The following is a 24,187-nucleotide window of genomic DNA, read 5'->3' as shown; positions in this document are numbered from 1 at the left end:
ATTTTACTGAAAATTATAGGTAAAAAATACCTAAATGAATTCTCTTACACTACAATCAGAAATGGGCTTATAACTTTTTTATCTAAATTGTCTTAACTTAACGATGGGATGTTATTTATTGAACAAATGACTGATATTTAACTTTGGAAAATGCAAAGGAGATAATGATGGCTTTGAACATAGAGTTTAAAAGCAAGGAAGTGAGAATATGGGACAAAAATCTGCTGGACCCGGATCGCTCTGAACTGGCTGATGACTCAGAAGAGTCTGAAATCCCCGAGCCGGATACTTCGAGCCCTACCCCAATTGACACTGACATTACCGAACGCGTGGAGAGAGACTTGTACGAAGATTTTTATCCGGATGATAATCCAGATGCTCCAGATCCAGGACTCTATCGAATTATCCCGCCAGTTAAGAGAAAGGATATTAGTAAACGTGCCAGTATCTAGAGTTAAGACATTCTGCTTCACATAAAGCCCGCTAAATCCAGCCGGCTTTTTTATTTCCATATGCCCATATTCAGTAACCGTCCAGCCGTCATTCCTGATCATTTATATTCCAAGCCTCGTCATCCCCACTAAATCTTAAGTAAGTCAACATCAGTCAGTGACTTCCTACAGCGAAATGAGCGGCGAACTGATAGAGCTGCATAACAAAACATTATTTAATGGCTTACGCTTAGAAATAACTTATTTCATTACCGGCGCTTAGTTTTTAGCGCTAAATTTAAAGGATATAACAATGAAAAAAATAATGATCGCGATTTTATTCTCAACAGTTTCAATGTCCAATTATGCGGCTGAGAGCAAAGATGATGGTGCCAAATTGGGTACCTCTAATAGTCCTCAAGTGGAAAGACAGCAACGCTACACGGACAAGGGCCCTACAGATGTAAACCAGAACGGTGTGCCCAATGATGCCAGCAATCTGGGCAACTCGGATACTCCGCAATTGAAAGAGCAAAACAAACGCACCGACAAAGGCTCTGCTGACCGTCCTTTCAAAAGACAGAAAAACAAAGTATTGAATAATAAAGACGAAAAAGCAGGCACTACTAAAGGCAATCCGGTACAGCCAACGGATTATGAATCAGCACCTCCTGCCACTACGAATTAAGATTGAGGTACTTATGGCTGGCTTTGTAAAAATAGCCAGTCATGCTCCTCATTTTTTATTTTAAAAGCCGATTCGAGAGGGTTACACCATGTCATATCCGCAAGTAATCAATGAGGTTGCAGGTGCCATCAATGCAGTGATCAGTGTCATAGCCAGTTCAGTATTTAAGGTTTTGCCTGTGCTTTTGGTGATGCTGATGGTGATGGCTGCAATTGATGTGTTTGTAGGGACATTATTTGAAGGTGAAACGCACACAGAAACGCCTTTTGTGTCTGGTAATCCTCCCACTGAGATACACCTAAGCTCAAACGTCGTCACTCAAAAGCAATGAACTAAAATCTGGCTGAACAAAAAGTTAAGAAACTTGCTGCCGGATATAGAAGTCTATTAAAAATAAGAAGTGTTGATGCTTTCACAGCATATAGGGACATTAAAAAAATAGGGATAAATAATGAAGGACCTTTATCAGTTTTTTGATGATGACTCCAGTACCTATACCTATGTACTGACAGATGCTGAAACTAAACAGGCTGTGATAATTGACCCGGTAGACCAACACTTGCAGCAATATATGTCATTGCTGAGTGATGAAAGTTTAAGGCTCAGATATGTGCTGGAAACACATGCGCATGCTGATCACATAACATCAGCGGGTGCGCTCTGCTCATTGACCGGCGCCAGAGCGGCTACTCCTGTGCACTGCAAAATTACCGCTGCAGAAATCCAGCTTGATGATGGCCAGGAGTTGTCTTTTGGTAAGCATCAGGTGATCAAAGCGATTCATACTCCAGGCCACACATCCGGTGCCATGTCATATTTCTGGAATGGCAAATTATTCACTGGCGATAGCCTGTTGATTAATGGCTGTGGGCGTACCGATTTCCAGAACGGTGATGCCGGTACGCTATACGACAGCATTACGCAGCGCCTTTTTAGCTACCCTGATGAAACCCTGGTTTACCCATGCCACGACTATGAGGGCAAGACACATTCTTCAATAGGCGAAGAGCGGCGTTCAAACGAAAGAATAGCCGGTAAAAGCCGGGAAGAATTTATCCGCATGATGGATAACCTGAATCTGCCACCGCCAAAAATGATCGATAAGGCAGTTCCAGCAAATTTAAAGCTAGGTTTAAACATCAGGCACGTGGCCGGTATTTAATAGGTGTTATGAGTAGCGCTTATTGTTCGGCACGCACGATTAAGTGAACTACAGTTCAGTTGTCCTATTCGTATAAAGTAATTAAACAGTAAGGTGAAGTTATGGATTTAAACTATGAGGTAAAGAATTCTAACCAGTTTGATCGCGTCAGGAACTCGACAGATGAAGACGTCAATGAGCAAATTGACCGTGTGACCAATACCAATATCCAATACTACGCAACCCGGCCGGCCTGGGAAGTGAAACAACGCATCATTGCGCTGGAAAAAGAATGGGATACTGAACGTGTCCTGGAAGTGAATGCCTCTACGCTGGCACTGACCGGCTTAGTATTGGGATTAACCGTCAACAAGAAATGGTTCGCGCTGCCTGCGGTGGTATTACCGTTTTTATTGCAGCATGGCCTGCAAGGCTGGTGTCCTCCACTGCCTATCCTGCGTCGAATGGGAATCCGTACACGAGATGAAATTGATAGGGAAAAGTATGCTTTGTTAGAGAGTTTGAAATCACGTAACGATTAAATTGTAATTTAAGTAAGATAAAGAAGACCCAAGGTTAGTACCTTGGGTCTTTTTGTACGATGATTCCTACGTCAAATTCAGCTGAAACTGTATACAGCGTTTTAAGCAAGTTCTGCATGATGGAGCCTCCAGTGATGAGTTGTTGTGTTTTAGCACAACGTTCATTTTGAGATTTTTGGCTTAGGTTTTAGGAGAGGTTCATGCTGCATACAATTCTAATAGTGGTATTAATACTTGCTCTGATTGGAGCCTTACCCACATGGCCTCACAGCGCCAAATGGGGTTACTACCCAAGCGGTGGACTAGGCTTGGTACTTTTAATCCTGATTATCCTGGCTTTAACTGGTGGCGTTTAATCCTGCCAATAACCGCTTACGCTTCAACACTATTAAAAATTTTTAGTAAGTGAGGTCCTCATGATGAACAGCACAGATACTTTAAGTAATTCAGATAGCGGCATATCTTTAGCTACTATGACTGCAGGCATTATTGCGGCGGTTATGTTCCTCCTGATTTCTTCATTCGTATCTAATGATGCTAACTGGCCTATGACTAGTGATCGCGTCTGGGCAACCAGGACTTTAACCGGTGACGAAATTGCACGTACCAAAGTCATGATGCCATCACAAATGGAAGCGAATATCCCTTCAAATGCAGAGCATCAAGATAAGGAAGGACATTTCCTGGATGCGCTGTACCGCTCCGAGTTTATGAGCATATTTACTGAACCTACATAGCGGTATGGCTATAATAAAAATAAAAATCTGAATGATTACTCAGGTTTATAATCAATTTTTATTAAGGCTATGAGTGAGAATTTTATAATTTAAATTAAGGGAAAAATCATGAACAACAATCTTTGGAAAATGGCTTCACTTGCATTATTACTGTCAGCTTGTAGTAGCACACCGATGAAACCGGCTCAGGTTGACCCTAGCGTGACACGTCCAATCAATACCCAGCAAGAAAATACCAGCGCTGAGGCTCCTGCCGCCCCAAACAAAATTACGATTAAAACGGTAGATGTCGATTCCAGCAAAGATCAAATGAGTGCATCTGAGTTGGCTAAACGCCAGATCTTTTTTGATTATGACAGTGATGCTATACGCGATGAATACAAAGGGTTGATAGAAAATCACGCCAAATATTTAGCTGCACATCCGCAAACCAAGGTAGTACTGCAAGGCAATACCGATGAGCGTGGTACACATGAATATAATCTTGCTTTAGGTCAGCGTCGCGCTGCGGCAGTTAAAAATGCGCTAAATATTCAAGGTGTAAACGATCAGCAAATTGAGACGGTAAGCTACGGCGAAGAGCGCTCAAAGCAAAATTGCGGTGATGAGGATTGTTTCCAGCATGACCGTCGCGTGGATGTTGTATATTCAGGTCAGTAAGTACTAGCTTTATTTGGTTTAAAACTTTGAAACCTCTAATGCCTGCCAGGCATTAGAGATTTTGCTCACTATGTGATAGTGAGATCAGTCCTCATCAATCCGAATGCGATCACAAGCAACGTCAGAAAACTCCTACTAGCGAATCAGCATTTGCCTATATGTTATTTTCATCCGAAGTGCGATTATTACTACAACAAAGTGGCTGGCTTAGAGTCATTTTGTTTCCCTGAGACACCCTAATTTATCTCCCCACCTCGGTGGGGATTTTTTTTAAAGCCGGATAATTTTTAACTTTAGAGTGAGCATTTTCGATGCGTTATCGGGTTTCACCACGGTCACTATTACAACAAACTCAGCTGACACTGCCTGCTAAGTTCGGGCAGAACCTGCATGCTAGCTATGTATATTCCACATTAACTACTAGCCAAATTCATTAGCTTAGACATAAAGGCTTAAATGCAAAAAAGGGATTTCACAAAAGAAATGTTGAACATGATGACTTCCTTGATTATCTCGGCAGGCATTGTGGTGACGTCTTTAATGATGATGTTTATTATATTTATTACTACCATCATGCTGATTGGGATTGTGTTTAACAATCATTCGATTAGCGGTAATAATGTGACCTACACCTCAAAAAGTAAGCACTGATTCAAGCCTGGAATATATCCAGCATTCTATTTAAACCTGACTCACAAATTGTATTTGAGTTAAAGCCCGAGATTGATGGATTCAATTTTTTCATAATCCAGGGGCTTGGTTAAATGCAAATCGAAACCTGCATCCAGTGCATTTTTCTTGTCCGACGCCGTACCATAGCCAGTAAGGGCAATGAGATAGCATTTACTGAGTTTTTCTATCTGGCGAACGGCTTTTGCAACTTCATAGCCGGTCATATCAGGCAGGCCGATATCCAGAAATATGATATTTGGTAAAAACTCCTCAGCTACTTTGAGGGCTTCTTTGCCTGAGTTAGCGCTCCTCACATTATTACCGGCCAGCTCCAATAAATCGGAAAGCGTGCTGGCAGCATCCTCATTGTCATCGACTACCAATACTCTGGTATTTTCTTTTGATAAGTCCTGAGGGACCTGTAATGCAGCAACAGGTTTGATTTCATACTGTGGTGCGGCTACCAGCTTTAATTCCAAAGTAAATGTACTGCCATTATTGATACCCGGGCTGGTCACGCTGATTTCGCCGTCATGCAAATGTGTGAGGTTTTTTACCAGCGAAAGCCCGATGCCCAGGCCTTCCTGTGCGCGCTCTTCGGTATGCGCATGCTGTACAAACAGGTCAAAAATATTGTGCAGATGCTCTTCATCCAGACCGATGCCGTTATCTGTCACTTTAATCAGTACGCACTGTTGATCTTTAGTCACATCAACAGTAATCAAGCCTCCGGCAGGTGTGAATTTGGCGGCATTGTTAATCAGGTTGCTGATGATCTGGATCAAGCGCACTCTATCACCGGAAACCCACAGTGGCTCAGGCCAGATTGTGATGGTGATCTGATGGCCGCGATCGGCAATTAAATTGCTGCTGCTTTCTGCCGCTGCCTCGACAAAGTCACGCACATTCAAGGTCTCGATATCTAGCGAAATTTTCCCCTGTGAAATCCGCGAAACATCCAGCAGGTCATCCACCAGTTTTACCATCTGGTCGGTCTGGCGCGAGATAATATCCAATAGCTCAAACTCTTTGGCATTGAGCTTGGTATTCAAAGTTTTCAGCAACTTGATAGAGTTTCGTATCGGGCCTAACGGATTACGTAATTCATGCGCAAGGGTGGCCAGGAATATATCTTTTCTTCTATTAATTTCGCGCACATCCTGCTCGGCCAAGCTAAGTCTCAGTAACGCTTTAATATTGACGACTAACTCTTCAGGCTCTATGGGTTCAAACAGGTAATTATCAGCGCCGCATTCAATACCATTGATTTTATCTATCAAGGTAATGAACGAAGCAGACGTTTGAAGGATGGCAATGGAAGCGGTGGCGGGGGAAGACTTTAATCTTCTGCATACCTCGAAGCCGTTGATATCCGGTAATCTGGTATCCAGTAAAATAAGATTGGGATGCTCGCTGTTTGCCATTGAGATGGCATCGCCACCATTGGAAGCCTCTATGATGCTGAACCCGGCTTTGGTCAGAATCCTGGATTTTGCGTACCTGGCGGCATCAGTATCATCCACATTCAATATCAAAAAATCATGCAATGGATGATTTCTTATCATTTCAACCGCCTTTGGTTGAGTGTCTTTCATTACGGGTTATCCGATGGAATAGTTGTCGCATCTGACGTCGAATGTTTAGCGCTGGCTAGCGCTTCTAAAGAGTTTTCTCGCCCCACATTTAATAATTCTCTTAAGCTGGAAAGCAAATCGGCTTTAAGCAACGGTTTTTGGAAATAGGCATCTGCCCCCAAGGCAAGGCCTTTTCTTTCATCTTCTACACTTGAAGCAATTATCACAGGTACATTGCGCTGTTCATCCTGTTTCAAATCCGCTAACCAGCGCCAGGAATCTTCGCCCTTGAGCAAAATATCCAGTAAGACAGCCACAGGTTTAACCTGGCTCCACATGGCATTTGCTTCACGCAGGGAACGAGCAGGAATTACCCTGAATTCACTATCATCCAGATAGCGTCTATATAGCAACTGTTCAAACTCCTCATCTTCGATAATCATCACAGGTAAGCGATTATCCTGGACGGTGATGGCCGGAATCGGATCTTCAATAGCACTGACCAGTTTGATTTTGGCGGGCAGCGAAACCGCAAAAGTCGAACCTTGGCCGACTGTACTTTCAACTGAAACTTTCCCCTGCAGTAATGAGGCCAGGTTTTTGCATAATGGCAAGCCTAAACCCGTCCCTTTGACGGCTTTTTGTAAGTGATTTTCTACCTGGGAAAACTCCTCAAAAATCAAATCAAGATGCTCTTTCGGAATGCCAAGGCCGGTATCTTTAACCGCGAAAGTCACACAATCGCGTTCGTCAACTGATACGCTGACTTCAATGCTGCCGACTTCGGTAAATTTCAGCGCATTTGAGATGAAGTTACGAAGAATCTGCGAAATTTTTGCTTCATCCTGAAACAGTTCTATATCTGCTTCAGGGAAGGTAAAGTTAAGTGCTAATTTATTGGATACCAGCAGCGGTTTCAGCATACCCCTTAAGGCGCTGAACATTTCACTGACATAAAAACTGGTCGGTTTTACTTCAGTTTTACCCGCCTCTATTTTTGCAATATCCAGCAGATCATTCACAAGGTCGCTTAAAGAAACTGCACCTTTCATAATGTATTGCACTTGCACCTCCTGCTCGGTGGTGAGGTCGCCATCCATTTTGTCTAGCAACAGTTTCGCCAATGCCCTGATTGAGTTGAGCGGCGTCCTGAACTCGTGACTCATATTGGAAAGAAAACGCGACTTCAATTCATCCGCCCGGCGTAAATGACTGGCTTTTTCGTCCAGCTCGGCATATAAGGCCAGTACACCGCGATTGGTATCTTCCAGTTCCTCGGTCAGGGAAATTAGCTCTTTTTGTCTGGCATTCAATTCATCCAGGATGCGTAGCAATTCACGGTTCTGGTGCTGGACTTCAGATAGAGAAATATTAGGGGCCAGTTCTGATAGTTGCGAGATAGAACTACCGACTTTGGCCGGCGTGAGCAAGGGTGCGCTTTTAGGTAAAAACTTGCGCAGGATAATCGACGTGCCACTACTATCCGTATTGATTTCAAACCGATCCATCAACCTTTTTGCCCCAATCACGCCCAGACCCATGCCGGTAGGTGATTGATAACTGCCAGACAACACTTCCTTGATATGCGGAATGCCCGGGCCTTTGTCTTCGATATGAATCGTCAATAATTGCGGAACCGTCGTTCCCTCAATTGAATATTCAATACGGCCTTTACCGGCGTAGTTGTACACATTTCTGGCAAGCTCTGAAACCGCCGTGGAAATGCGTGCCTGATCTTGCAAGGCAAAGCCACAGATGGCAGCGATATCCCTCGCACGCTGTCTGGCAGCGACGACATCCAGTTCGGTTTCGATACTTAGCGCGAGAAATCTAATCGACATTTGTGCCTAATGATTAATTTAAGATACGCTTGAAAACAACGATAGTAGCGTCATCCCTGCCACGTGTGAAATCGCGATGAATCACTGCCGCAATCACTGACGAATGGCATTTTTCAAGAGCTGGATAATTTTCCAGCGCCCATTTAGTACTGATGCCGTCGGAGTGCATGATGACCAGGGCATCTTGTTTCCAAGCATGCGTAAATTCCTGTGTTTTAAGCATATTGGTACCGACAATGCCATTGTGGCTAATCAGGTGCTGGCGGCCTTCAGCTGAAAATATGCAGCCGGCGATATTGCCGACGCCGCAATACCTGATCTCTTGGGCATTGACATCAATTCTGGCGATGGCGACTGCTGCGCCCCGACTGCCGCGCATCAGCGCGTGGCTGTTTTGCATGGCCCGTAACGGGAAAAAATCCGGATCAGTTTCCATCGCTTTCACGGCCAATAAAGAGGCATCTGCCGCGCCTTGTCCATGGCCGAGTCCGTCAGCGACCAATACACTCAGTACAGTTCCCGAGCCAACCGCCGTCCAGGAATCACCACACACCTCTTCTGATGGGATCGGTACACATATAGTGCCAATTTCCCAGAAGTCTTCGGAGACCATTGCCGGCTCAGCCCACAGAATCATCCGCAGCACCGTACCTTTGCCATGCTCGGAGTAAATGTCCACATGGTGTGCCAGTCGTTTGATTGCGCCCAAGCCTGTGCCATAAGTGCCGGTGGAAGAATTACCGTCTTCAAAATTTAGCTCAATATTCCCCATACCAGGGCCTGAATCGACGGCAAGCACTTCTACACCATGTTTTTCACCTGCTGAAATCGCCCGGATGTAAATTGTTCCCGAGCTGGCATGTTTATCAATATTAGTCCCCGCCTCGGTAATGATAATAGCCAACTCCCCGGCGCGCACTTCATCAAACCCTAACTTTCGGCTCAGCTCTACGCCAGCCCTGCGTGCAGATGAAACTTCGCCGATTTCACCTATATTATGGCTACTTTGTGTTCCTAAACGCATCATGAGAATTTCCACTTTCTGATGGTGACAGTCGTGCCTTCACCAAGCCGTGTTTCAAGATGAAACTCATCAGAAAGTTTTTTGGCACCGCTCAGGCCCAGCCCTAAACCACCACCGCTGGTATAACCGTCAGTAAGTGCCAGAGCCGTATCTTCTATCCCGGGACCATCATCGGTAAATACTAATTCGACACCAATTTTGGGCGATTCATTCAATTTGCCTAAATGGCATTCGCCGCCTTTGCCATATTTCAAAGTGTTTCTGGCGAGCTCACTCGCCGCTGTAATCATTTTGGTCTGGTCAACAATCCCAAACCCCAAAGCGGCCAGTTCCTCGCGAACCAGTTTTCTTAAGCGAACCACATCCTCGTCACTATACAAGGGCATGACTACCGCACCTGACTCTGCTGTTTTCATTTAAGCACCATGTGTGGTTTTTTATACTCTGAAAAGCCGCTCATTCGCGTTGAGCTAACATGGCGATGCCACGTTCAACATTCAGCGCTGTACTCACGCCTTCAAGTGCCAGTCCCAGTTCAACCAGCGTAATCGCCACAGCGGGCTGCATGCCAACCACTACAGTCTTGGCATCAAGTATCTTTGCCATAGCAGCGGTATTGCTGATCATGCGGCCAATAAATGAATCCACAATATCCAGCGCAGAGATATCAATCAGGACTCCTTTAGCGCGGTCTTTCACAATGCGGTCTGTCAAATCCTCCTGTAAAGTCATCGCCAGGCGGTCATGCATATCGACCTGGATGGTCACCAGCAATAATGAGCCCATCCTGAGGATTGGAATGCGTTCCATTATGCCCCCTACGCCGCTGAGTTAGTGATAGAAGCACCGGTTTTTTTCAATGCAATCACGAATGCATCTGCCAGTGTTGCTTTGGTAATCACGTCTTCCAGGTTGACACCCAGATGGACAATGGTTTGCGCAATTTGAGGCCTGATGCCGCTGATAATGCAATCCGCACCCATTAAGCGCGCCGCAGCAATTGTTTTCAGCAAATGCTGGGCGACCAGGGTATCGACTGTCGGTACGCCAGTAATATCAATAATCGCAATCAGCGCGCCTGTTTCTACAATCTTTTGCAGCAGGTTTTCCATCACCACTTGCGTTCTGGCGCTGTCCAGCGTCCCGATCAGTGGCAACGCGAGAACGTTTTGCCATAATTGCACCACCGGGGTAGATAATTCGAGCAGTTCCTGTTGTTGACGTGAAATCACCATTTCCCTGGCCTTTTGGAAAACATCAATGGTGTACAGTCCCAGACTGTCGAACAAGGCGGTAGTGGTTGCCAGTTCTTCTACCAGTTGTTGTGGTTGATCTGTCAGCGAGGCCCGCAAAAGTTTAAAAATCGGTTCTTTTAAAGAAAAAATGATGCTAGCAGTTTCAGCAGGGGTATATCCTTGTTTTACCCTGGCATGGGAAAACTCGGTCAGCAATTGTTTTGTTTCAGCCCAGATGGAATCATTCAGGTTGTGGGTCGTTGTTTTCGGGATGTTCAGTTCCAACAGCTTGAGCAACTGCGCGGTCTGTTGCCTAATCTCTGACTCTGATGCTTTGTCAAAACGCATGAGTTTATTTCTCATCGCCGTGATTAATTCGTCGACTAAAGCTGCTTCATTCCCTTTGATAAGCCCTGCAAGTTGCAAAGTTGAATCCTGACTCATTTTTATCTCCGCTGTTCGGTTATAGGTAATTGTGATTACCAATTCTTCTAAAGAACCAAATCAATTGTTCTTTAATATCTAAAATTGTTGCCAAATAACCAGTCTATATGGTTTTGTGGGTTTAGGGGAGCGCTTTAAAAGCAAGATGTATAGAAGCCTTTAATTTGGCAGAAAATAAATATAAAAATGTCTTAATTCTGTAAAATTATTCATAAAAATCCCTATAAAAACACTCTATTGGTGGTTTTTCCCACTGATGATTCTTACACGAAGCCGAGCATTAAATTGACCGTGTTTTGTAAATCGCCGCGCTTCTTTCCTAATTCAATATCAGAAAATCAAAATTCATGTTCAGGCGCATTAATCTCCGGATTGTGACTTACTGGGGACTAGTAGAATTGGTGGCAATATCGTGGCTTTATTTATTGTATTGCCGATCTAACCATTTTCTAAGGCAGCTGCGTTGGGTGGGAATTATTCCCGAATATGATTGAAAGTCTAAAGGAATGCTGATTATTAATCTCGAGGCGAGTATGCTAAAACTTGTCATTAAAAACATGATTATTTGCCAAATGCTAGCTTTTTCGCACCCGCTATTTCCCAATCTTGAATCAAGGGATGTAACACTCTCCGATCTGTTTACGGAAGGATACATATGAGCTTTGAAAATAAGTCTACGGATGAATTACTGCGGATTGCTAAAGCCGGCTTGGGATTCACGCTTATTGCTACTGGCAAAACCGCTGAAGATATTGACCAGCTAGCCAATGCGGCTGCAGAAAGCGGTGCTAAAATCACTTTTGTTTACAAGCCGATATCAAAGAAAACTCACGACCAACAACCTGATTTAATTGCAAGCTCTGTTTAATAGCCGCTGATCAATCAGACGCTTCTGACAATACCTAAAGACTCAAGCTACGCTACCTTGAGTCTTTATTGTTTTGGCTAGAATGCTGTGTCATTTTATTGCTGGAAAATGCGCTTACCTGAATGAAATTCTGACGCTGCAATCAGTCATCTGCGGATGAAAGAACAGATACATTCCCCCTATGATAACTACACATTGCTTCGCCTCATTCTAGTCTTTCAGATACCTGAGGCAGTGGGTTAATCATCTGGATCACAAATAGGAGAAAGTATCATGGCAGCAAATCAAGGTAACAAACAGGGTTCATCAAATACGCGTGGTAGTTCTAGTGATAAAGAATCCAAAGCGGGTAGTCCTAGTGAAAAAAATCAAAAGAGTGATCAAGACTCATCAACTGGTCGTAGTTCTTCTGGAAGCAATGACAAGTCTGGCAAGCAGGGTGCAAAGAAAAGCTAATTCATGATGATGTCCGACGAGGTGTTTTGTCGGGTCATTTTAGGATGTGTGCGAACACATCCTTTTTTTCGTGGTTAAACAATATGACTATGTTTTGCGAGGATGCGCTCATGTCGGCGTGGTGCGATAATTCTTACATTGATATCAGCCCTTCATGACTGGAGGATTTTTATCCGTTATTCAATGATTACACAATTACTTGGATGATAATTACTTTCAAAAACAACACAGCTCTATTAATACTTATGGTTTTGACGCACTTAACGTATTTGGCTAAGAATTAACCTATATACTGTAAGTGAGTATTTGCATAATTAAGATCAAAAGCAATAAAAATGATCTTTCGAAAGAATATATGGCTGCTTTAACATGACTTTTTTATATCAACTTGCCGTGCTGGGTGCGCCAACAGAAGCGCAAATTCGCGATCTCAGCCAATGCATAGCCACTGCTTTGGAAAAGTTTAATTTACGACTTGGACATGAAGTGGCCTGGGATGTATTACCTGCCAGTTTCAAGCCACATCAGCTTCAACCTTCAGCCGCGGTATTCTTTGGCGGAGATACCCTAGGTATTGTAAACCTCGAAGAACTTTTAGAGCGTGGCGTACCAGTATTGCCAGTAGTATCCGACTTGAATAAACAGCAGGCAGAATTACCTGAAATATTGCAGCCACTGAACTGCCTGAATTACACAGAAGGCGGCGCTCAGCACATCGCGAACGCTTTGCTCGAGTGTGTAGGATTACTGCCTTACCAACGTCGCGTATTTATCAGTCACCATCATAGTGAGGCTTCAGCCGCTGCTTTACAGCTTTATGAAGCATTGTCAGCGCGCCAATTTGATGTGTTTCTTGACACGCATGGCAATGAAATGGATGAAGATGTAAAGGCCCTGTCATGGCACAAGCTATATGACACGGATGTATTGTTAATGCTGGACACCCCCAGCTATTTTGATGATCGCTGGACGAACGCGGAATTTGGCCGGGTCTTGGCTAAAGGCATTAGCATTTTGCGGGTGAGCTGGCCTGAAGTTACTCCCTCCCGACGCTCTGCAACTGCCTGGCTGACCGATCTTAAAACCGAAGATATTCATGTCGACACAGGGCTACTTGAAGAGGGTGCATTGGAAAATGTCTGCTTGAAACTGAAAGAAATCCGTAGCCAGAATCACGCCATACGTTCAGTCAATATTATCAGCAACCTCCGTATCGCTATTCAGGCGATCGGTGGAAAAATGCTGGGTGTCAGCACTAACAGGGCGATGCATATGCAGTTACCTGCGGGACAATTTCTGACAGTGTATCCAACGTTTGGTGTACCAACTCCTGTCCTTCTGGATGAAGCGCTTAACCATACATCGTCACCCGAACAATCCGTAGCCGTAATATATGATCCAATAGGTATGTGTCAAAAAGGCCTGCATTACCTGGATTGGCTAAACACACATGCTCAACCCGACAGTTGGATTAAAGTCACCGAAGCCAGTCAGCAATTTGAGCATTGGGGAAATCATTAATATGGGAGCAATATTTCTTTCAGCCAGTGTGCCGGTTACAAACCGTGGTACCTATCACGAGACGGCTAACCCGTTCCTTATCCAGTGTGCGGTGCGTGAGATGGTGGTTGCTGTGATCAGGCAGCATAAAATTGTTTGGGGAGGGCACCCGGCGATTACACCCATGTTATGGAGCATCTGCGAGGACTTGGGCGTAGATTACGCCGATGCAGTCATCCTCTATCAGAGCAAGTTTTTTAAAGATGAGTTTGCTGAGGAAAACAAAAAGTTTGGCAATGTCATTTATACCAACGCTGTCTCCAATAACAGGGAAGCTAGCATCCTGCAAATGCGCAAGGAGATGCTTTCACGCAAAGATCTCATTGGCGCCGTCTTTATAGGCGGCATGGAAGGGGTGGAAACCGAACATGCAATATTCAAATACTATCATCCGCACGCCAGCATTTTACCAGTACCTTCGCCCGGTGGTGCCGCTTTAAATTTAGTGTTAGATCATGGCTATGCGACTCAAACTGATCTTGCAGATATAGATTTTGCGCGACTTTTTCATGCCCATTTTGCTTATGCCACCAACCCGATGCAATAGCATTCCAAATAAAATATTCCTAGACACTAGCTTATTGACCATCAGTTAATTAACCAGCAACTGCTTAGTTTTGATGATCACCAGGAAAATCAAAAAAATCTGATTTGTCCTACAAGCTTCCTGGCATTTAAAGTACCATAATGGTTTGAATTTCACAGGGCTTGTATGGCGCGCAAGGTTTTCTACAGTTTTGATTATGACCATGATAGCTGGCGGGCTTCTATGGTGCGGAATATCGGCGTAGTGGCAGGTAATCAGGCTGCAATTGATAACTCCTGGGAGTCAGTGTTGAAAACCAAGGATTCAGCTATTAGACGCTGGATAAACGAGCAACTAAATGGGCGTAGTTGCACTGTTGTACTCATAGGCGCGCAAACTGCAAATAGCAAATGGGTACATTATGAAATAGAACAATCTCTGGCTAAAGGCAAGGGTTTATTGGGTATCAGGATACACAGATTGCTGGATCAAAATCAGCAGGAAAGTACTCCCGGGCCTAATCCTTTTGAGGGGTTGAGTATGCCGGACGGCCGGCCGGCGATGGACACTATTCACACTTATGATCCGCCAGGCGAAACCAGTAAAGAAGTGTATGCGCATATCAGTGAAAACATTGAAAGCTGGATTGAAACTGCGGTTGCCCAGCGTTAAATCCACCGACCAGTATTAGAACAGCGAAAAGCCTAACCGGGATGCCAGGTTAGGCTTTTTTGTTATAGGCGCAAGCAACTAATTAGTCATCTTTGTTAACTTTAGCATCGATCCGTTTTGCCTCTTCCAAATGTTTTTTCAACACTGGTAACGTATCCGCTGCGAATTTTTTAATTTCCGGATCCGTTGCATCTTCAGCCGCATCTTCAAATAACTTTATCGTTTGCTCGTGAGCAGCAACCCCTACACCCGCTGCATAACTTTTATCAAATTTTGTACCCTCTTTTGTTTCCAGATATTTAAGCTTGGCTTGTTGTATCAGGCTAGGTTCCTTGGACAACTCCACATTGCGTTTTGCCGCTAAATCTTTAACTTTAGCAGCAGCCTGTGTATGGTCTTCAGTCATCATTTTTGCAAATTTCAAGATGTCTGCATCCTTCGATTTTTTCAGTGCCAGCTGACTACCTTCGACCTCGTAATTACCAGATTCTGCAGCGTTCTTTAAAAAGCGTTTGTCGGAAGAAGTCACATCTCTGGCATTGACATTCAAGCTCATACAAAGCAGGCCCAACACGGCTGAACCCAGCACTAAACGTTTAATTGAATACATGGCGATTTCCTTTTTTATCATTGAATAGAAACTAGTTTAGGGCGTAATGCGTGGGGATACTGTCAGTAAATATCTGATTCTATTGTCAGACGCAGCTTTTTCATTTGCTATCGCATCAGTCAAATGAAAAGTACCTGGATTTTATGACTAGCAATACCTACAAAATAATCAGAGATAGCACGCTTATCTTGTTTTTGCCCAATCCTTAAAGTTTGAAGTCGAAGCCAACAAACTGAGTCAATTTCACCAGTTCTCTTCTTTAACAAAGGATTCCCTATGCGCGCACTAACCTATCACGGCAGTAATGATGTTCGAGTCGAGACTGTTCCTGATCCCATCTTGAAACACGAGGAGGACGTCATTTTGCGGGTCACAGCAACTGCTATCTGCGGCTCTGACCTTCACCTCTATCGCGGCAAAATACCGGAAGTAAGGGATGGCGATATTCTTGGCCATGAATTTATGGGTGTCATAGAAGATGTGGGCCCCAACGTTACCAATGTCAAAAAAGGTGACCGGGTAATTATTCCATTTGTAATTGCTTGCGGGCACTGTTTTTTCTGTGAGAAAAGCCAGTACGCTGCCTGTGAAACTTCCAATCCGGATCGTGGCGCATCGCTGAATAAAAAAGATACAAGACCTCCGGCTGCTTTGTTCGGCTATAGCCACATGTATGGCGGCGTCCCGGGCGGGCAGGCAGAGCTTGTGCGAGTGCCGCATGGCAATGTCGGTCCCTTTAAAGTGCCCGGGTCATTAGCAGATGAGCAGGTATTATTTCTCACCGATATCCTACCAACCGGTTATCAGGCAATACTCAATGCAGATGTCGGGCCCGGTTCAAAAATCGCGATTTTCGGGGCAGGGCCAGTGGGCCTGATGGCTGCCGCATGTGCCCGCATGCTGGGTGTGGAAACCATTTTCATGGTCGACCATCACCAGTATCGCCTCGATTTTGCCAAAGAAGCGTATGACACCATCAGTATTAATTTTGATGAAAATAATGATCCTGCCGAACTGATTATCCAGTTAACCGGCAACCGAGGTGTAGACGCCAGTATTGATGCAGTTGGTTTTGAAGCGAAAGGAAGCATGCTTGAAACTGCCCTGACAACGTTAAAGGTCGAAACAAGCAGCGGTAAAGTATTACGCCAATGTATTGCGGCTACCCGTCGCGGCGGCATTATCAGTATTCCAGGTTTATATGCTGGTTTTATTCATGGCTTTTTAATGGGGGATGCGTTTGATAAAGGCTTGAGTTTTAAGATGGGACAAACCCATGTGCATGGTTTCCTGCCCGAATTGCTCAATAGCATTGAAGAAGGCAAATTACATCCGGCTGATATCATCACCCATCGCATGTCGCTGGAGGACGCCGCCAGAGGGTATGAAATTTTCAACAAGAAGGAAGAAGCTTGCCGTAAAGTCGTGCTGAGTCCAGGCGGATCTTCTTTAGCAAAACAGGCATTACCCGCTTAAGCATGGCTGGCTTGTCAGAGAAGTCTGTATACAACTGACTCAAAGTCTGACGCTGCAATCAGCCTGCCACGGATGATTTTGCGGCGCTCAGATCTTTAGAATCATGTCTAACGGTGCTTCAACTTTGCTCTCGCAAGCTGGCACACAGATTTTATGCAAAGGAAACAACATGCTGATTAGCCAGATAATGACACCAGAGGTAATTGTCGCATCACCTAATGATACCTTACGCTCAGCCGCCAGAACCATGCTGGAGCACGATTTGGGTATATTACCCATTTGCGAGAATGATGAACTGATAGGCATGCTCTCGGATCGAGATATCACGATACGCGCGGTAGCAAGAGGCTTGTCACTGGATGACACCAGAATCAGCCAATTACTTGGCACTGAAGCCAGATATGTATTTGATGACCAGACAGTAGAAGAGGCAGCACACGAGATGAAACAGTTCCAAATACGCAGATTGCCAGTGCTAGACCGGGAAAATCAGCTGGTTGGCATTATCTCGCTAGCAGATATTGTCATGACTGATGAAACAGCTGCCACTGAGGCACTGGCAGGTATTTCACAACCGGCTTAAACCGCAGCTTGTGTATTGAAATTACTGACGGCTACACTAGTAAGCACCAAGGCTGTCGCTATTGTAATCCCGGTAAGTTGTTTCGCTAGAGGTAGGAGCACTTGTTACTCGTGGATTCGCATATTCCAACATTGCAGTGTCTACTGCATGAATGATTTTCTCAGCGAGCAAACGATCGTCACTGGTCAGAACCCGCTGTTCACCTGCCGAAGAGTGTATCACTAACGCATATTTAGTGCCGCCAGATACCCAGAACACGACACCGAGAAGCACTGAAAAGCCACCTAGGGCGAATAATTGGCCTTCATCAATTAGCAAAAATAACCCTGCCAAAAATAAAATAGTCGCCACAATGCGTTTAGGTTCTATCAGTTTCAGCTCTATGTGGTTGATGTCTGCGATAGCATAAGTTTGCCCGTGAATATTCAAGTGCTGATGACTGACTTTTATGTCGGTATTGCTGAATAAGATAGTTTCTTCCATGTTCTTGACCTTTTTTAATAGTTAAAAGCGAGGGTAGAATGGATGGAGAGATGCAGCTACCAGTGTGCCCAGGCGTAATGCGTGTTATGCGAAATGCAAACGCATGCTACGGAAGTAAACAAACTACTAGGGAAGCACGAGAAGGAAAGTTTTATAACGACTGCTTAAACAGGTACTTGGTGAAAGAGTCTCACGTGGGTACACGAGTGAAAAATTCATAACTGTTTTCCAAAGTCAGATTTCAATATACGCTGATATAGATATAAAGGTATATATTTTCATATGTTAATTTTCTGGCGGTAGTCTTTAGTCAAGTGTTGGGAACCTTTTGCTGTGGCAGCTATTAAATTTAGTACTTTTCCTACAGGATTTTCAGCTGAATCCTGATACTTGGGACAATGGATTAAGGATGATTATATTTCTTCCTGATTCTTGAAAGATTCACCGCATGTCACGTCCTATTTGGAAAGGTGCCATCAGCTTTGGCCTGGTACATATCCCGGTTGAACTACATTCTGCCAGTAGCAGTTCAGGTATTGACTTGGATTTGCTGGATAAACGTGATTTTGCACCTGTCGGTTATAAACGCTATAACAAAGTGACGGGTAAAGAAGTAAAGCAGCCGGATATCGTCAAGGGCTATGCCTATGAAAAGGATGAATATGTGGTGCTGACCGATGAAGACTTGCGCAGGGCCAATCCTGAAAGTACCCAGACCATCGATATCCTGTCCTTTATCGATACCAGTGAGATCCCGGTATTCTTTTTTGAACAACCTTATTATTTAGTACCAGGCAAAGGCGGCGAAAAAGTGTATGCCTTATTGCGGCAGACATTGGAGAAATCCGGCAAACTGGCCTTGGGGCAAGTGGTCATCCGGACCAAGCAACACCTAGCTGCGTTAATGCCATTCCAGAAGGTCATCGTCCTCAATCTTCTGCGTTACCAGGAAGAAATCAGGGAGTTACCTGAAGTGGCCGAACCTAAAACCGGCAAGCAATCACTGGTATCCGCCAAAGAGGTTGAGATGGCGTTATCGCTGGTAAAAGATATGTCTGAGCCTTGGAACCCTGAGCAATACCAAGACACTTACCGTCAGGATGTGCTGGCGCTGGTCAAGAAAAAAGTCAAAGCCAAGCAAACGCATACATTGACAGAACCCGAGGCTGAGGGAGACGTTCCGCGTGCATCATCATCCAGCAATGTGGTTGACCTTATGCAATTACTCAAAGCCAGTATCGGGGATAAAACGGCTAAGTTGGGAGTGACTAAATCCAGGTCAAAACCCGAAGCGGAAAAACTGATAGCCAAGTCCAAAACGACAAGTAAAAAAATAGCCGAGTCTAAAGCAGACACGCCGCCCCGCAAACGTTCTGCCTAGCGCATTCATTAGACAATTGATGATAAACCGGTAAACACATGGGCTTACAAAAATACTGGAAAAAGCGTGATTTCGATATCACCAGTGAACCACGTGGTGAGGTGGAAGCGGCTGGGAAGCATTTGCGTTTCTACATTCAAAAACACCATGCGCGCCGGTTGCATTATGACTTCAGGCTGGAACTGGACGGCACGCTGAAAAGCTGGGCAATACCAAAAGGCCCCAGCCTGGATCCTGCCGACAAACGGCTGGCGGTAGAGGTGGAAGATCATCCTTTAGCTTATGGGACTTTTGAAGGCGAGATTCCCACTGGCCAGTATGGGGCAGGGCATGTGCTGTTATGGGATAAAGGTACCTGGGAACCGATAGGCGATGCGGCGGAAGGCTACAAAAACGGCTCATTGAAATTTCAGCTGCAGGGCCACAAGTTGCAGGGTAAATGGGCGCTGGTGCGTATGAAAAGCAGGCCTGCAGATAAAGACGATAAAACCAACTGGCTGTTGATTAAAGAACAAGATGATGAATCCCGCACAGGTACCAAGGCACAGATTACCGAAACTGCGGCTGAGTCTGTCAGTGCTTTGCCTGACATTCATGATTTATCGGCAGAGTTCAATACTTATAAACCAGCTCGAAAAACTACTGCAAAAAATATTGCATCCAAACAGGTACACCAGCCCATGCCAGAAACTTTCAAACCGCAACTGGCGACGCTGGCAACACATGCGCCAGAAGGTGATCAATGGCTGGCTGAGTTGAAATATGACGGTTACCGGGCGCTGACGCGAATTGAAAAAGGCAAGGTCAGCATGCTTACGCGCAACGGCCATAACTGGTCAGCCAAATGGCCGGGCCTGGTCAAAGCGATGGCTGATTTACCGGTAGATTCTGCGTGGCTGGATGGCGAAGTGGTGGCAATTGGGCCGGATGGCCATATCAGTTTCCAGTTGCTTCAAAATGCCATGCGGCTGGATAAAGAAGCTACGCTGGTCTATTTTGTTTTCGACCTGATGTATCTGGATGGTTATGACCTGACGTCATTGCCACTGATAGACCGCAAACAATTATTGCGAGAGTTACTAGCCAAAAAAGATGAGGCTGATGAAGAGGCACAAGGTCCTATCCATTTCAGTGATCACGTAGAAGGTCATGCGGGTGAAGTATTCCGGCAAGCCTGCTTGTTGGGTCAGGAAGGCGTGGTGGTAAAAGATGCACAAGCGCCTTATGTGCAATACCGGTCCGCAGATTGGTTAAAGGTGAAGTGTGGCATGCGGCAAGAGTTTGTGGTGGCAGGCTATACTGATCCAGCCGGGAGTCGCGAACACTTTGGCGCATTGCTACTTGGTACTTATGATGCAAATGATGGAAATAATAAAGGAAAAAGCAAGTTACTTTATGCCGGTCGCGTAGGCACCGGTTTTGATGCCGAGACGCTGAAAATGATTGCCGGACAATTTCCTAAATTGCTCACTGCAAAGACTCCGTTCGTAAATCCCCCCAAAGGTAAGGAAGCCATTGGAGTGCACTGGCTAAAGCCTACGCTGGTGGCAGAAGTCAAGTTTGCGCAATGGACTAATGAGGGTTCAGTGCGGCATGCCAGTTTTGTAGGGTTAAGGAATGATAAACCTGCCAGACACGTCACACATGAAACTATGCTGGCGCCGGAGCACTTTGATAAAGAAACACCCGTTGGAACACAGCAGAAAAAAACAACGCGGGATAAAAAAGCTGTACCTGAAAAAACCGGTAGTAAAACATCGAGTTTAACACCCGCAACGTCTGTTAACGGATCACGGATTGCCGGTATCAAACTCAGTAATCCTGCCAAAATACTCTATGCTGAAGATGGCTACACCAAAGCCGATATTGCCAGCTATTACGCAGATATCGAGCAGTGGATAATGCCGTATTTACAAGACCGGCCACTGTCTATTGTGCGTTGTCCGGATGGTTACCATAAGGCCTGCTTTTTCCAGAAACATGTGGCTGATGACCGTGATAGCCACCTGCAGTCAATACAGCTTGATCCTGCCGGAAAAGATGCGAAATACTTTATTGCCAATAACCTGCCCGCCATCATTGAACTGGTGCAGCTAGGGGTCCTGGAGTTACATAGCTGGGGCTCACGTTATCCGGTAACGTCACTGGCAGACCGCTTGATTTTCGATCTGGATCCGGCCCCTGATCTTGCATGGCAAAAAGTCACTGAAGCCGCCAATTTACTAAGAGGGCTGTTACAAGAAGTCGATTTGCAATGTTTTGTGAAAACCACCGGCGGCAAAGGTTTGCACATAGAAGTGCCGATTAAAGCGGATTACCCATGGGATGTTGTGAAAGCTTTTACGCGCGGTATTGCCCAGTATCTTGAAGACCAGATTCCTGAACGATTCACTTCCAGTATTTCTAAAAAGAAACGCGAAGGGCGGATTTTTATTGATTACCTGCGCAATGGTTCAGGTGCCACCGCTATCGTCCCGTACTCGACGCGAGCCCGCATAGGTGCACCGGTGGCTACACCACTGACATGGGATGAGGTTGGCGGAGATATTCAGGGGGATAGTTTCAATATCATGAATATTGGGAAACGATTGTCGCAGATGAAGTCTGACCCCTGGAAAGAGTATCTAAAAACCAAACAAAAACTCAGTCCTAAACTAATCAAATTATTTACCAAAGCAGATTAAGCTTATTTTTCACGCCTGTGATTTCAGTCTGTACTAATACTTCATTAATCCCCTTGCACTAGCTGTCTTCGCAGTTAAAGCGTCCGAGAATTCCTACAAAAATTTCAGATTAAATTGTATGGAGCTGTGTATGACAAATACGCATGATGGAGCCTTACTCTAAGAGTGCTTTTACTCGAAGCCTCTTTAGCGAAACTTCCCGTGTTTAGCAGCTTAATGCTAGTTACGGAAGTGATCGTAAACAGTTCAATCCTTTATTCAGTAACTGGTTTTGGAGGGAATCATGTTGGGTAATGTTGTGATCGGGTTTTTAATTTTTGCATTGTTATTTGTATTGCCAACATGGCCATACAGCACCAAATGGGGTTATTACCCGACGGGTATTTTAGGTTCAGCGCTTGTTCTATTGCTGATTTTGTCACTGGCAGGATTAATTTAAAAATAATTAAACAACCAAGTGATAGACGACCTGATTAACCAGAAAAGTGATTTCCCCGGTTAGCAAGGCACAGATGTGGACCGGTGTTAGCAGTTTAAAAAATATTTTAATTATAAATTTTGGAGTTACATCATGGCACAAGCTAATTTATCAAATGATCCGCTAGTGGGTCGAAACACCACTCTCACCTCTGTCGATGCGACTAACAGGAGCGCAATCTCATGGGCTGCGATCCTGCTTGGCGCGGTTGCTGCTGCAGCACTTTCACTTATTTTATTCATACTGGGTACAGGCCTGGGTCTTTCCTCTATTTCACCATGGTCACATGATGGTGTAACGGCTGCTACTTTTGGTATTGCTGCGATTATCTGGATCACTGTGACTCAGGCACTAGCCTCAGGTTTGGGTGGCTATTTGACAGGTCGCCTTCGCGTTAGATGGCAAGATACAGACCCTGATGAGGTCTATTTCCGCGACACCGCGCATGGCTTTATTGCCTGGGGTGTTGCTACATTGCTAACGGCTGCGCTGTTGACATCGGTGATTGGCTCTATTGTTAGCACAGGTGTGCAAGCCACTGCCAGCGTTGCCGGCGGTGCTGCAACTGCAGGTGTGGTTGCTGCTGCTCACACGGGCATTAGTGAAGATGCTGGCGATCAGGCAAGTGGTGCTTCGGCGTATTTTGTAGATGCTTTGTTCAGACCAGCGCCTGCAAATACTACAACAGATTCTGCGGATCATGATCCATCTTCAAATGCTGCGCACCACCATGCTGCCATGACTGCGCCACAGCAAGATGCTGTTCCTAGTGCAGAGGTAAGCCGCATCATTGCGACTTCAATTGCCAATGGTGCATTGTCTGCTGAAGACTCAACTTACCTTGCGCAACTGGTTTCGCAACATACCGGTTTAACCCAGCAGGAAGCTGAAGCACGCGTTAACCAGATTTACACAACTGTGCAGGACAAAGCCAAAGAAGTAGAAGTGAAAGCTAAAGAAGCCGCTGATGCAGCTCGCAAAGCTTCAGTTGGCATCAGCTTGTGGTTGTTTGTTTCCCTGTTGATCGGCGCTTTCTCAGCTAGCCTGGCCGCGACATGGGGCGGTCGTTGCCGTGATGCGTAATTAGCTTGTGAAACCCTGGCTGACCAAGCCGGGGTTTAATGAAGTGAAGTGAATCATTAAGGCCCAGCTTTTTAAATTATCAGGAGAACTAACATGCGTTCATTACTACTTTTCTTTTTAGGCGTGCCTATTCCATTGATTATCTTGATTGCTTTGTTCGTGCGTTAATACGCAAAGTGATTGTTAACTATTAGTTCAGGAGGTTGTTATGCGTTCATTATTACTTTGGTTCATTGGGGTTCCAATTCCAATTATTATCCTGATCGCGTTATTCGTACGCTAAATCAGAAAAGGCGAAGCTGGCTTCGCCTTTTTGCTTTTATAGCTTTCCATTTTTA

28 protein-coding genes are annotated in these 24,187 nt (G+C 45.0%); 20 read left to right on the top strand and 8 right to left on the bottom strand.

Features of this window, described 5'->3' with window-relative positions; translation table 11 throughout:
* Positions 1 to 200 precede the first annotated feature (200 nt).
* The 9 genes from ASG34_RS06775 to ASG34_RS06740 all read left to right on the top strand — a co-directional run bounded on the left by ASG34_RS06775 (position 201) and on the right by ASG34_RS06740 (position 4,850).
* On the top strand, positions 201 to 452 hold the full coding sequence (locus ASG34_RS06775; protein ID WP_156376461.1) for a hypothetical protein: 252 nt from the start codon (positions 201 to 203) through the stop codon (positions 450 to 452).
* A gap of 292 nt (positions 453 to 744) precedes the next feature.
* The gene (locus tag ASG34_RS06770; protein ID WP_055828426.1) at positions 745 to 1,119 is read left to right on the top strand and encodes a hypothetical protein; all 375 of its coding nucleotides are present in this window, start codon (positions 745 to 747) and stop codon (positions 1,117 to 1,119) included.
* Between the two features lie 88 nt (positions 1,120 to 1,207).
* Positions 1,208 to 1,450: a hypothetical protein gene (locus ASG34_RS06765; protein WP_055828423.1), complete on the top strand. Its 243-nt coding sequence runs from the start codon at positions 1,208 to 1,210 to the stop codon at positions 1,448 to 1,450.
* Between the two features lie 120 nt (positions 1,451 to 1,570).
* Complete coding sequence (locus tag ASG34_RS06760) at positions 1,571 to 2,281, top strand: MBL fold metallo-hydrolase (RefSeq protein WP_055828421.1); 711 nt, start codon at positions 1,571 to 1,573, stop codon at positions 2,279 to 2,281.
* 101 nt (positions 2,282 to 2,382) lie between these two features.
* Positions 2,383 to 2,802, top strand: a complete 420-nt coding sequence (locus tag ASG34_RS06755; protein WP_055828419.1) for a hypothetical protein — start codon at positions 2,383 to 2,385, stop codon at positions 2,800 to 2,802.
* A gap of 200 nt (positions 2,803 to 3,002) precedes the next feature.
* Positions 3,003 to 3,158, top strand: coding sequence for a DUF3309 family protein (locus ASG34_RS13840; protein WP_082488022.1), 156 nt, complete (start codon positions 3,003 to 3,005; stop codon positions 3,156 to 3,158).
* Between the two features lie 60 nt (positions 3,159 to 3,218).
* Positions 3,219 to 3,539 carry a hypothetical protein gene (locus tag ASG34_RS06750; protein WP_055828417.1) on the top strand — a complete coding sequence of 107 codons (321 nt, stop codon included), beginning with the start codon at positions 3,219 to 3,221 and terminating at the stop codon, positions 3,537 to 3,539.
* Positions 3,540 to 3,647: 108 nt separating this feature from the next.
* Positions 3,648 to 4,199, top strand: coding sequence for a peptidoglycan-associated lipoprotein Pal (gene pal / locus ASG34_RS06745; RefSeq protein WP_055828414.1), 552 nt, complete (start codon positions 3,648 to 3,650; stop codon positions 4,197 to 4,199).
* Positions 4,200 to 4,691: 492 nt separating this feature from the next.
* Positions 4,692 to 4,850 (top strand): hypothetical protein, encoded by a 159-nt coding sequence (locus tag ASG34_RS06740; RefSeq protein WP_156376460.1) that lies wholly within the window; start codon positions 4,692 to 4,694, stop codon positions 4,848 to 4,850.
* A gap of 59 nt (positions 4,851 to 4,909) precedes the next feature.
* Here ASG34_RS06740 and ASG34_RS06735 read toward each other — a convergent pair whose 3' ends face one another.
* The 6 genes from ASG34_RS06735 to ASG34_RS06710 are packed head-to-tail and all read right to left on the bottom strand — an operon-like array spanning position 4,910 to position 10,989.
* Positions 4,910 to 6,436 (bottom strand): ATP-binding response regulator, encoded by a 1,527-nt coding sequence (locus tag ASG34_RS06735; RefSeq protein WP_055828410.1) that lies wholly within the window; start codon positions 6,434 to 6,436, stop codon positions 4,910 to 4,912.
* Positions 6,437 to 6,465: 29 nt separating this feature from the next.
* Entirely contained in the window at positions 6,466 to 8,286 is a 1,821-nt protein-coding gene (locus ASG34_RS06730) for an ATP-binding protein (protein WP_055828407.1), read from the bottom strand.
* Between the two features lie 13 nt (positions 8,287 to 8,299).
* A complete protein-coding gene (locus ASG34_RS06725) occupies positions 8,300 to 9,313 on the bottom strand; it encodes an ATP-binding SpoIIE family protein phosphatase (RefSeq protein ID WP_055828403.1) in 1,014 nt (337 codons plus the stop codon).
* Positions 9,310 to 9,726, bottom strand: a complete 417-nt coding sequence (locus tag ASG34_RS06720) for an ATP-binding protein (RefSeq protein WP_055828400.1) — start codon at positions 9,724 to 9,726, stop codon at positions 9,310 to 9,312. Before ASG34_RS06720 ends, ASG34_RS06725 begins: the two co-directional genes overlap by 4 nt.
* Positions 9,727 to 9,766: 40 nt before the next feature.
* Positions 9,767 to 10,120: an STAS domain-containing protein gene (locus ASG34_RS06715; RefSeq protein ID WP_055828397.1), complete on the bottom strand. Its 354-nt coding sequence runs from the start codon at positions 10,118 to 10,120 to the stop codon at positions 9,767 to 9,769.
* Positions 10,121 to 10,128: 8 nt separating this feature from the next.
* Complete coding sequence (locus ASG34_RS06710) at positions 10,129 to 10,989, bottom strand: STAS domain-containing protein (protein ID WP_055828394.1); 861 nt, start codon at positions 10,987 to 10,989, stop codon at positions 10,129 to 10,131.
* A gap of 655 nt (positions 10,990 to 11,644) precedes the next feature.
* On the opposite strand from ASG34_RS06710, the gene ASG34_RS06705 reads away from it, so the two are divergent.
* The 5 genes from ASG34_RS06705 to ASG34_RS06685 all read left to right on the top strand — a co-directional run bounded on the left by ASG34_RS06705 (position 11,645) and on the right by ASG34_RS06685 (position 15,071).
* Entirely contained in the window at positions 11,645 to 11,857 is a 213-nt protein-coding gene (locus tag ASG34_RS06705) for a hypothetical protein (protein WP_055828391.1), read from the top strand.
* A 273-nt stretch (positions 11,858 to 12,130) separates the two neighbouring features.
* Entirely contained in the window at positions 12,131 to 12,313 is a 183-nt protein-coding gene (locus tag ASG34_RS06700) for a hypothetical protein (protein ID WP_055828388.1), read from the top strand.
* Between the two features lie 369 nt (positions 12,314 to 12,682).
* Positions 12,683 to 13,834: a toll/interleukin-1 receptor domain-containing protein gene (locus ASG34_RS06695; protein ID WP_055828386.1), complete on the top strand. Its 1,152-nt coding sequence runs from the start codon at positions 12,683 to 12,685 to the stop codon at positions 13,832 to 13,834.
* 1 nt (position 13,835) lies between these two features.
* Positions 13,836 to 14,420 (top strand): SLOG domain-containing protein, encoded by a 585-nt coding sequence (locus ASG34_RS06690; protein ID WP_055828383.1) that lies wholly within the window; start codon positions 13,836 to 13,838, stop codon positions 14,418 to 14,420.
* 165 nt (positions 14,421 to 14,585) lie between these two features.
* Positions 14,586 to 15,071 (top strand): TIR domain-containing protein, encoded by a 486-nt coding sequence (locus ASG34_RS06685; RefSeq protein WP_055828379.1) that lies wholly within the window; start codon positions 14,586 to 14,588, stop codon positions 15,069 to 15,071.
* 82 nt (positions 15,072 to 15,153) lie between these two features.
* Here the strand turns inward: ASG34_RS06685 and ASG34_RS06680 are convergent, their stop codons facing one another.
* On the bottom strand, positions 15,154 to 15,681 hold the full coding sequence (locus ASG34_RS06680; protein ID WP_055828376.1) for a DUF4142 domain-containing protein: 528 nt from the start codon (positions 15,679 to 15,681) through the stop codon (positions 15,154 to 15,156).
* 276 nt (positions 15,682 to 15,957) lie between these two features.
* On the opposite strand from ASG34_RS06680, the gene ASG34_RS06675 reads away from it, so the two are divergent.
* Both ASG34_RS06675 and ASG34_RS06670 read left to right on the top strand, forming a co-directional pair.
* On the top strand, positions 15,958 to 17,157 hold the full coding sequence (locus ASG34_RS06675; protein WP_055828373.1) for a zinc-dependent alcohol dehydrogenase: 1,200 nt from the start codon (positions 15,958 to 15,960) through the stop codon (positions 17,155 to 17,157).
* A gap of 169 nt (positions 17,158 to 17,326) precedes the next feature.
* Positions 17,327 to 17,740, top strand: coding sequence for a CBS domain-containing protein (locus ASG34_RS06670; protein WP_055828371.1), 414 nt, complete (start codon positions 17,327 to 17,329; stop codon positions 17,738 to 17,740).
* Between the two features lie 36 nt (positions 17,741 to 17,776).
* Here ASG34_RS06670 and ASG34_RS06665 read toward each other — a convergent pair whose 3' ends face one another.
* Positions 17,777 to 18,223: a DUF6232 family protein gene (locus tag ASG34_RS06665; RefSeq protein ID WP_055828368.1), complete on the bottom strand. Its 447-nt coding sequence runs from the start codon at positions 18,221 to 18,223 to the stop codon at positions 17,777 to 17,779.
* Between the two features lie 448 nt (positions 18,224 to 18,671).
* Here ASG34_RS06665 and ku point away from each other — a divergent pair, with 448 nt between their 5' ends.
* From ku to ASG34_RS06650, 4 genes are all read left to right on the top strand, one after another.
* Positions 18,672 to 19,604, top strand: coding sequence for a non-homologous end joining protein Ku (gene ku, locus ASG34_RS06660; protein ID WP_055828365.1), 933 nt, complete (start codon positions 18,672 to 18,674; stop codon positions 19,602 to 19,604).
* A 38-nt stretch (positions 19,605 to 19,642) separates the two neighbouring features.
* Positions 19,643 to 22,288 carry a DNA ligase D gene (ligD, locus tag ASG34_RS06655; RefSeq protein WP_055828361.1) on the top strand — a complete coding sequence of 882 codons (2,646 nt, stop codon included), beginning with the start codon at positions 19,643 to 19,645 and terminating at the stop codon, positions 22,286 to 22,288.
* 283 nt (positions 22,289 to 22,571) lie between these two features.
* On the top strand, positions 22,572 to 22,727 hold the full coding sequence (locus tag ASG34_RS13835) for a DUF3309 family protein (RefSeq protein WP_082488023.1): 156 nt from the start codon (positions 22,572 to 22,574) through the stop codon (positions 22,725 to 22,727).
* A gap of 132 nt (positions 22,728 to 22,859) precedes the next feature.
* Positions 22,860 to 23,849, top strand: a complete 990-nt coding sequence (locus ASG34_RS06650; protein WP_200934463.1) for a hypothetical protein — start codon at positions 22,860 to 22,862, stop codon at positions 23,847 to 23,849.
* The last annotated feature ends 338 nt before the right edge of the window (positions 23,850 to 24,187 follow it).

Origin of the sequence: Methylophilus sp. Leaf416 (assembly GCF_001424665.1) — a bacterium.
In the GTDB taxonomy this organism is placed as follows: Bacteria; Pseudomonadota; Gammaproteobacteria; order Burkholderiales; family Methylophilaceae; genus Methylophilus.
This window is presented reverse-complemented; position numbering and strand designations above follow the sequence as displayed.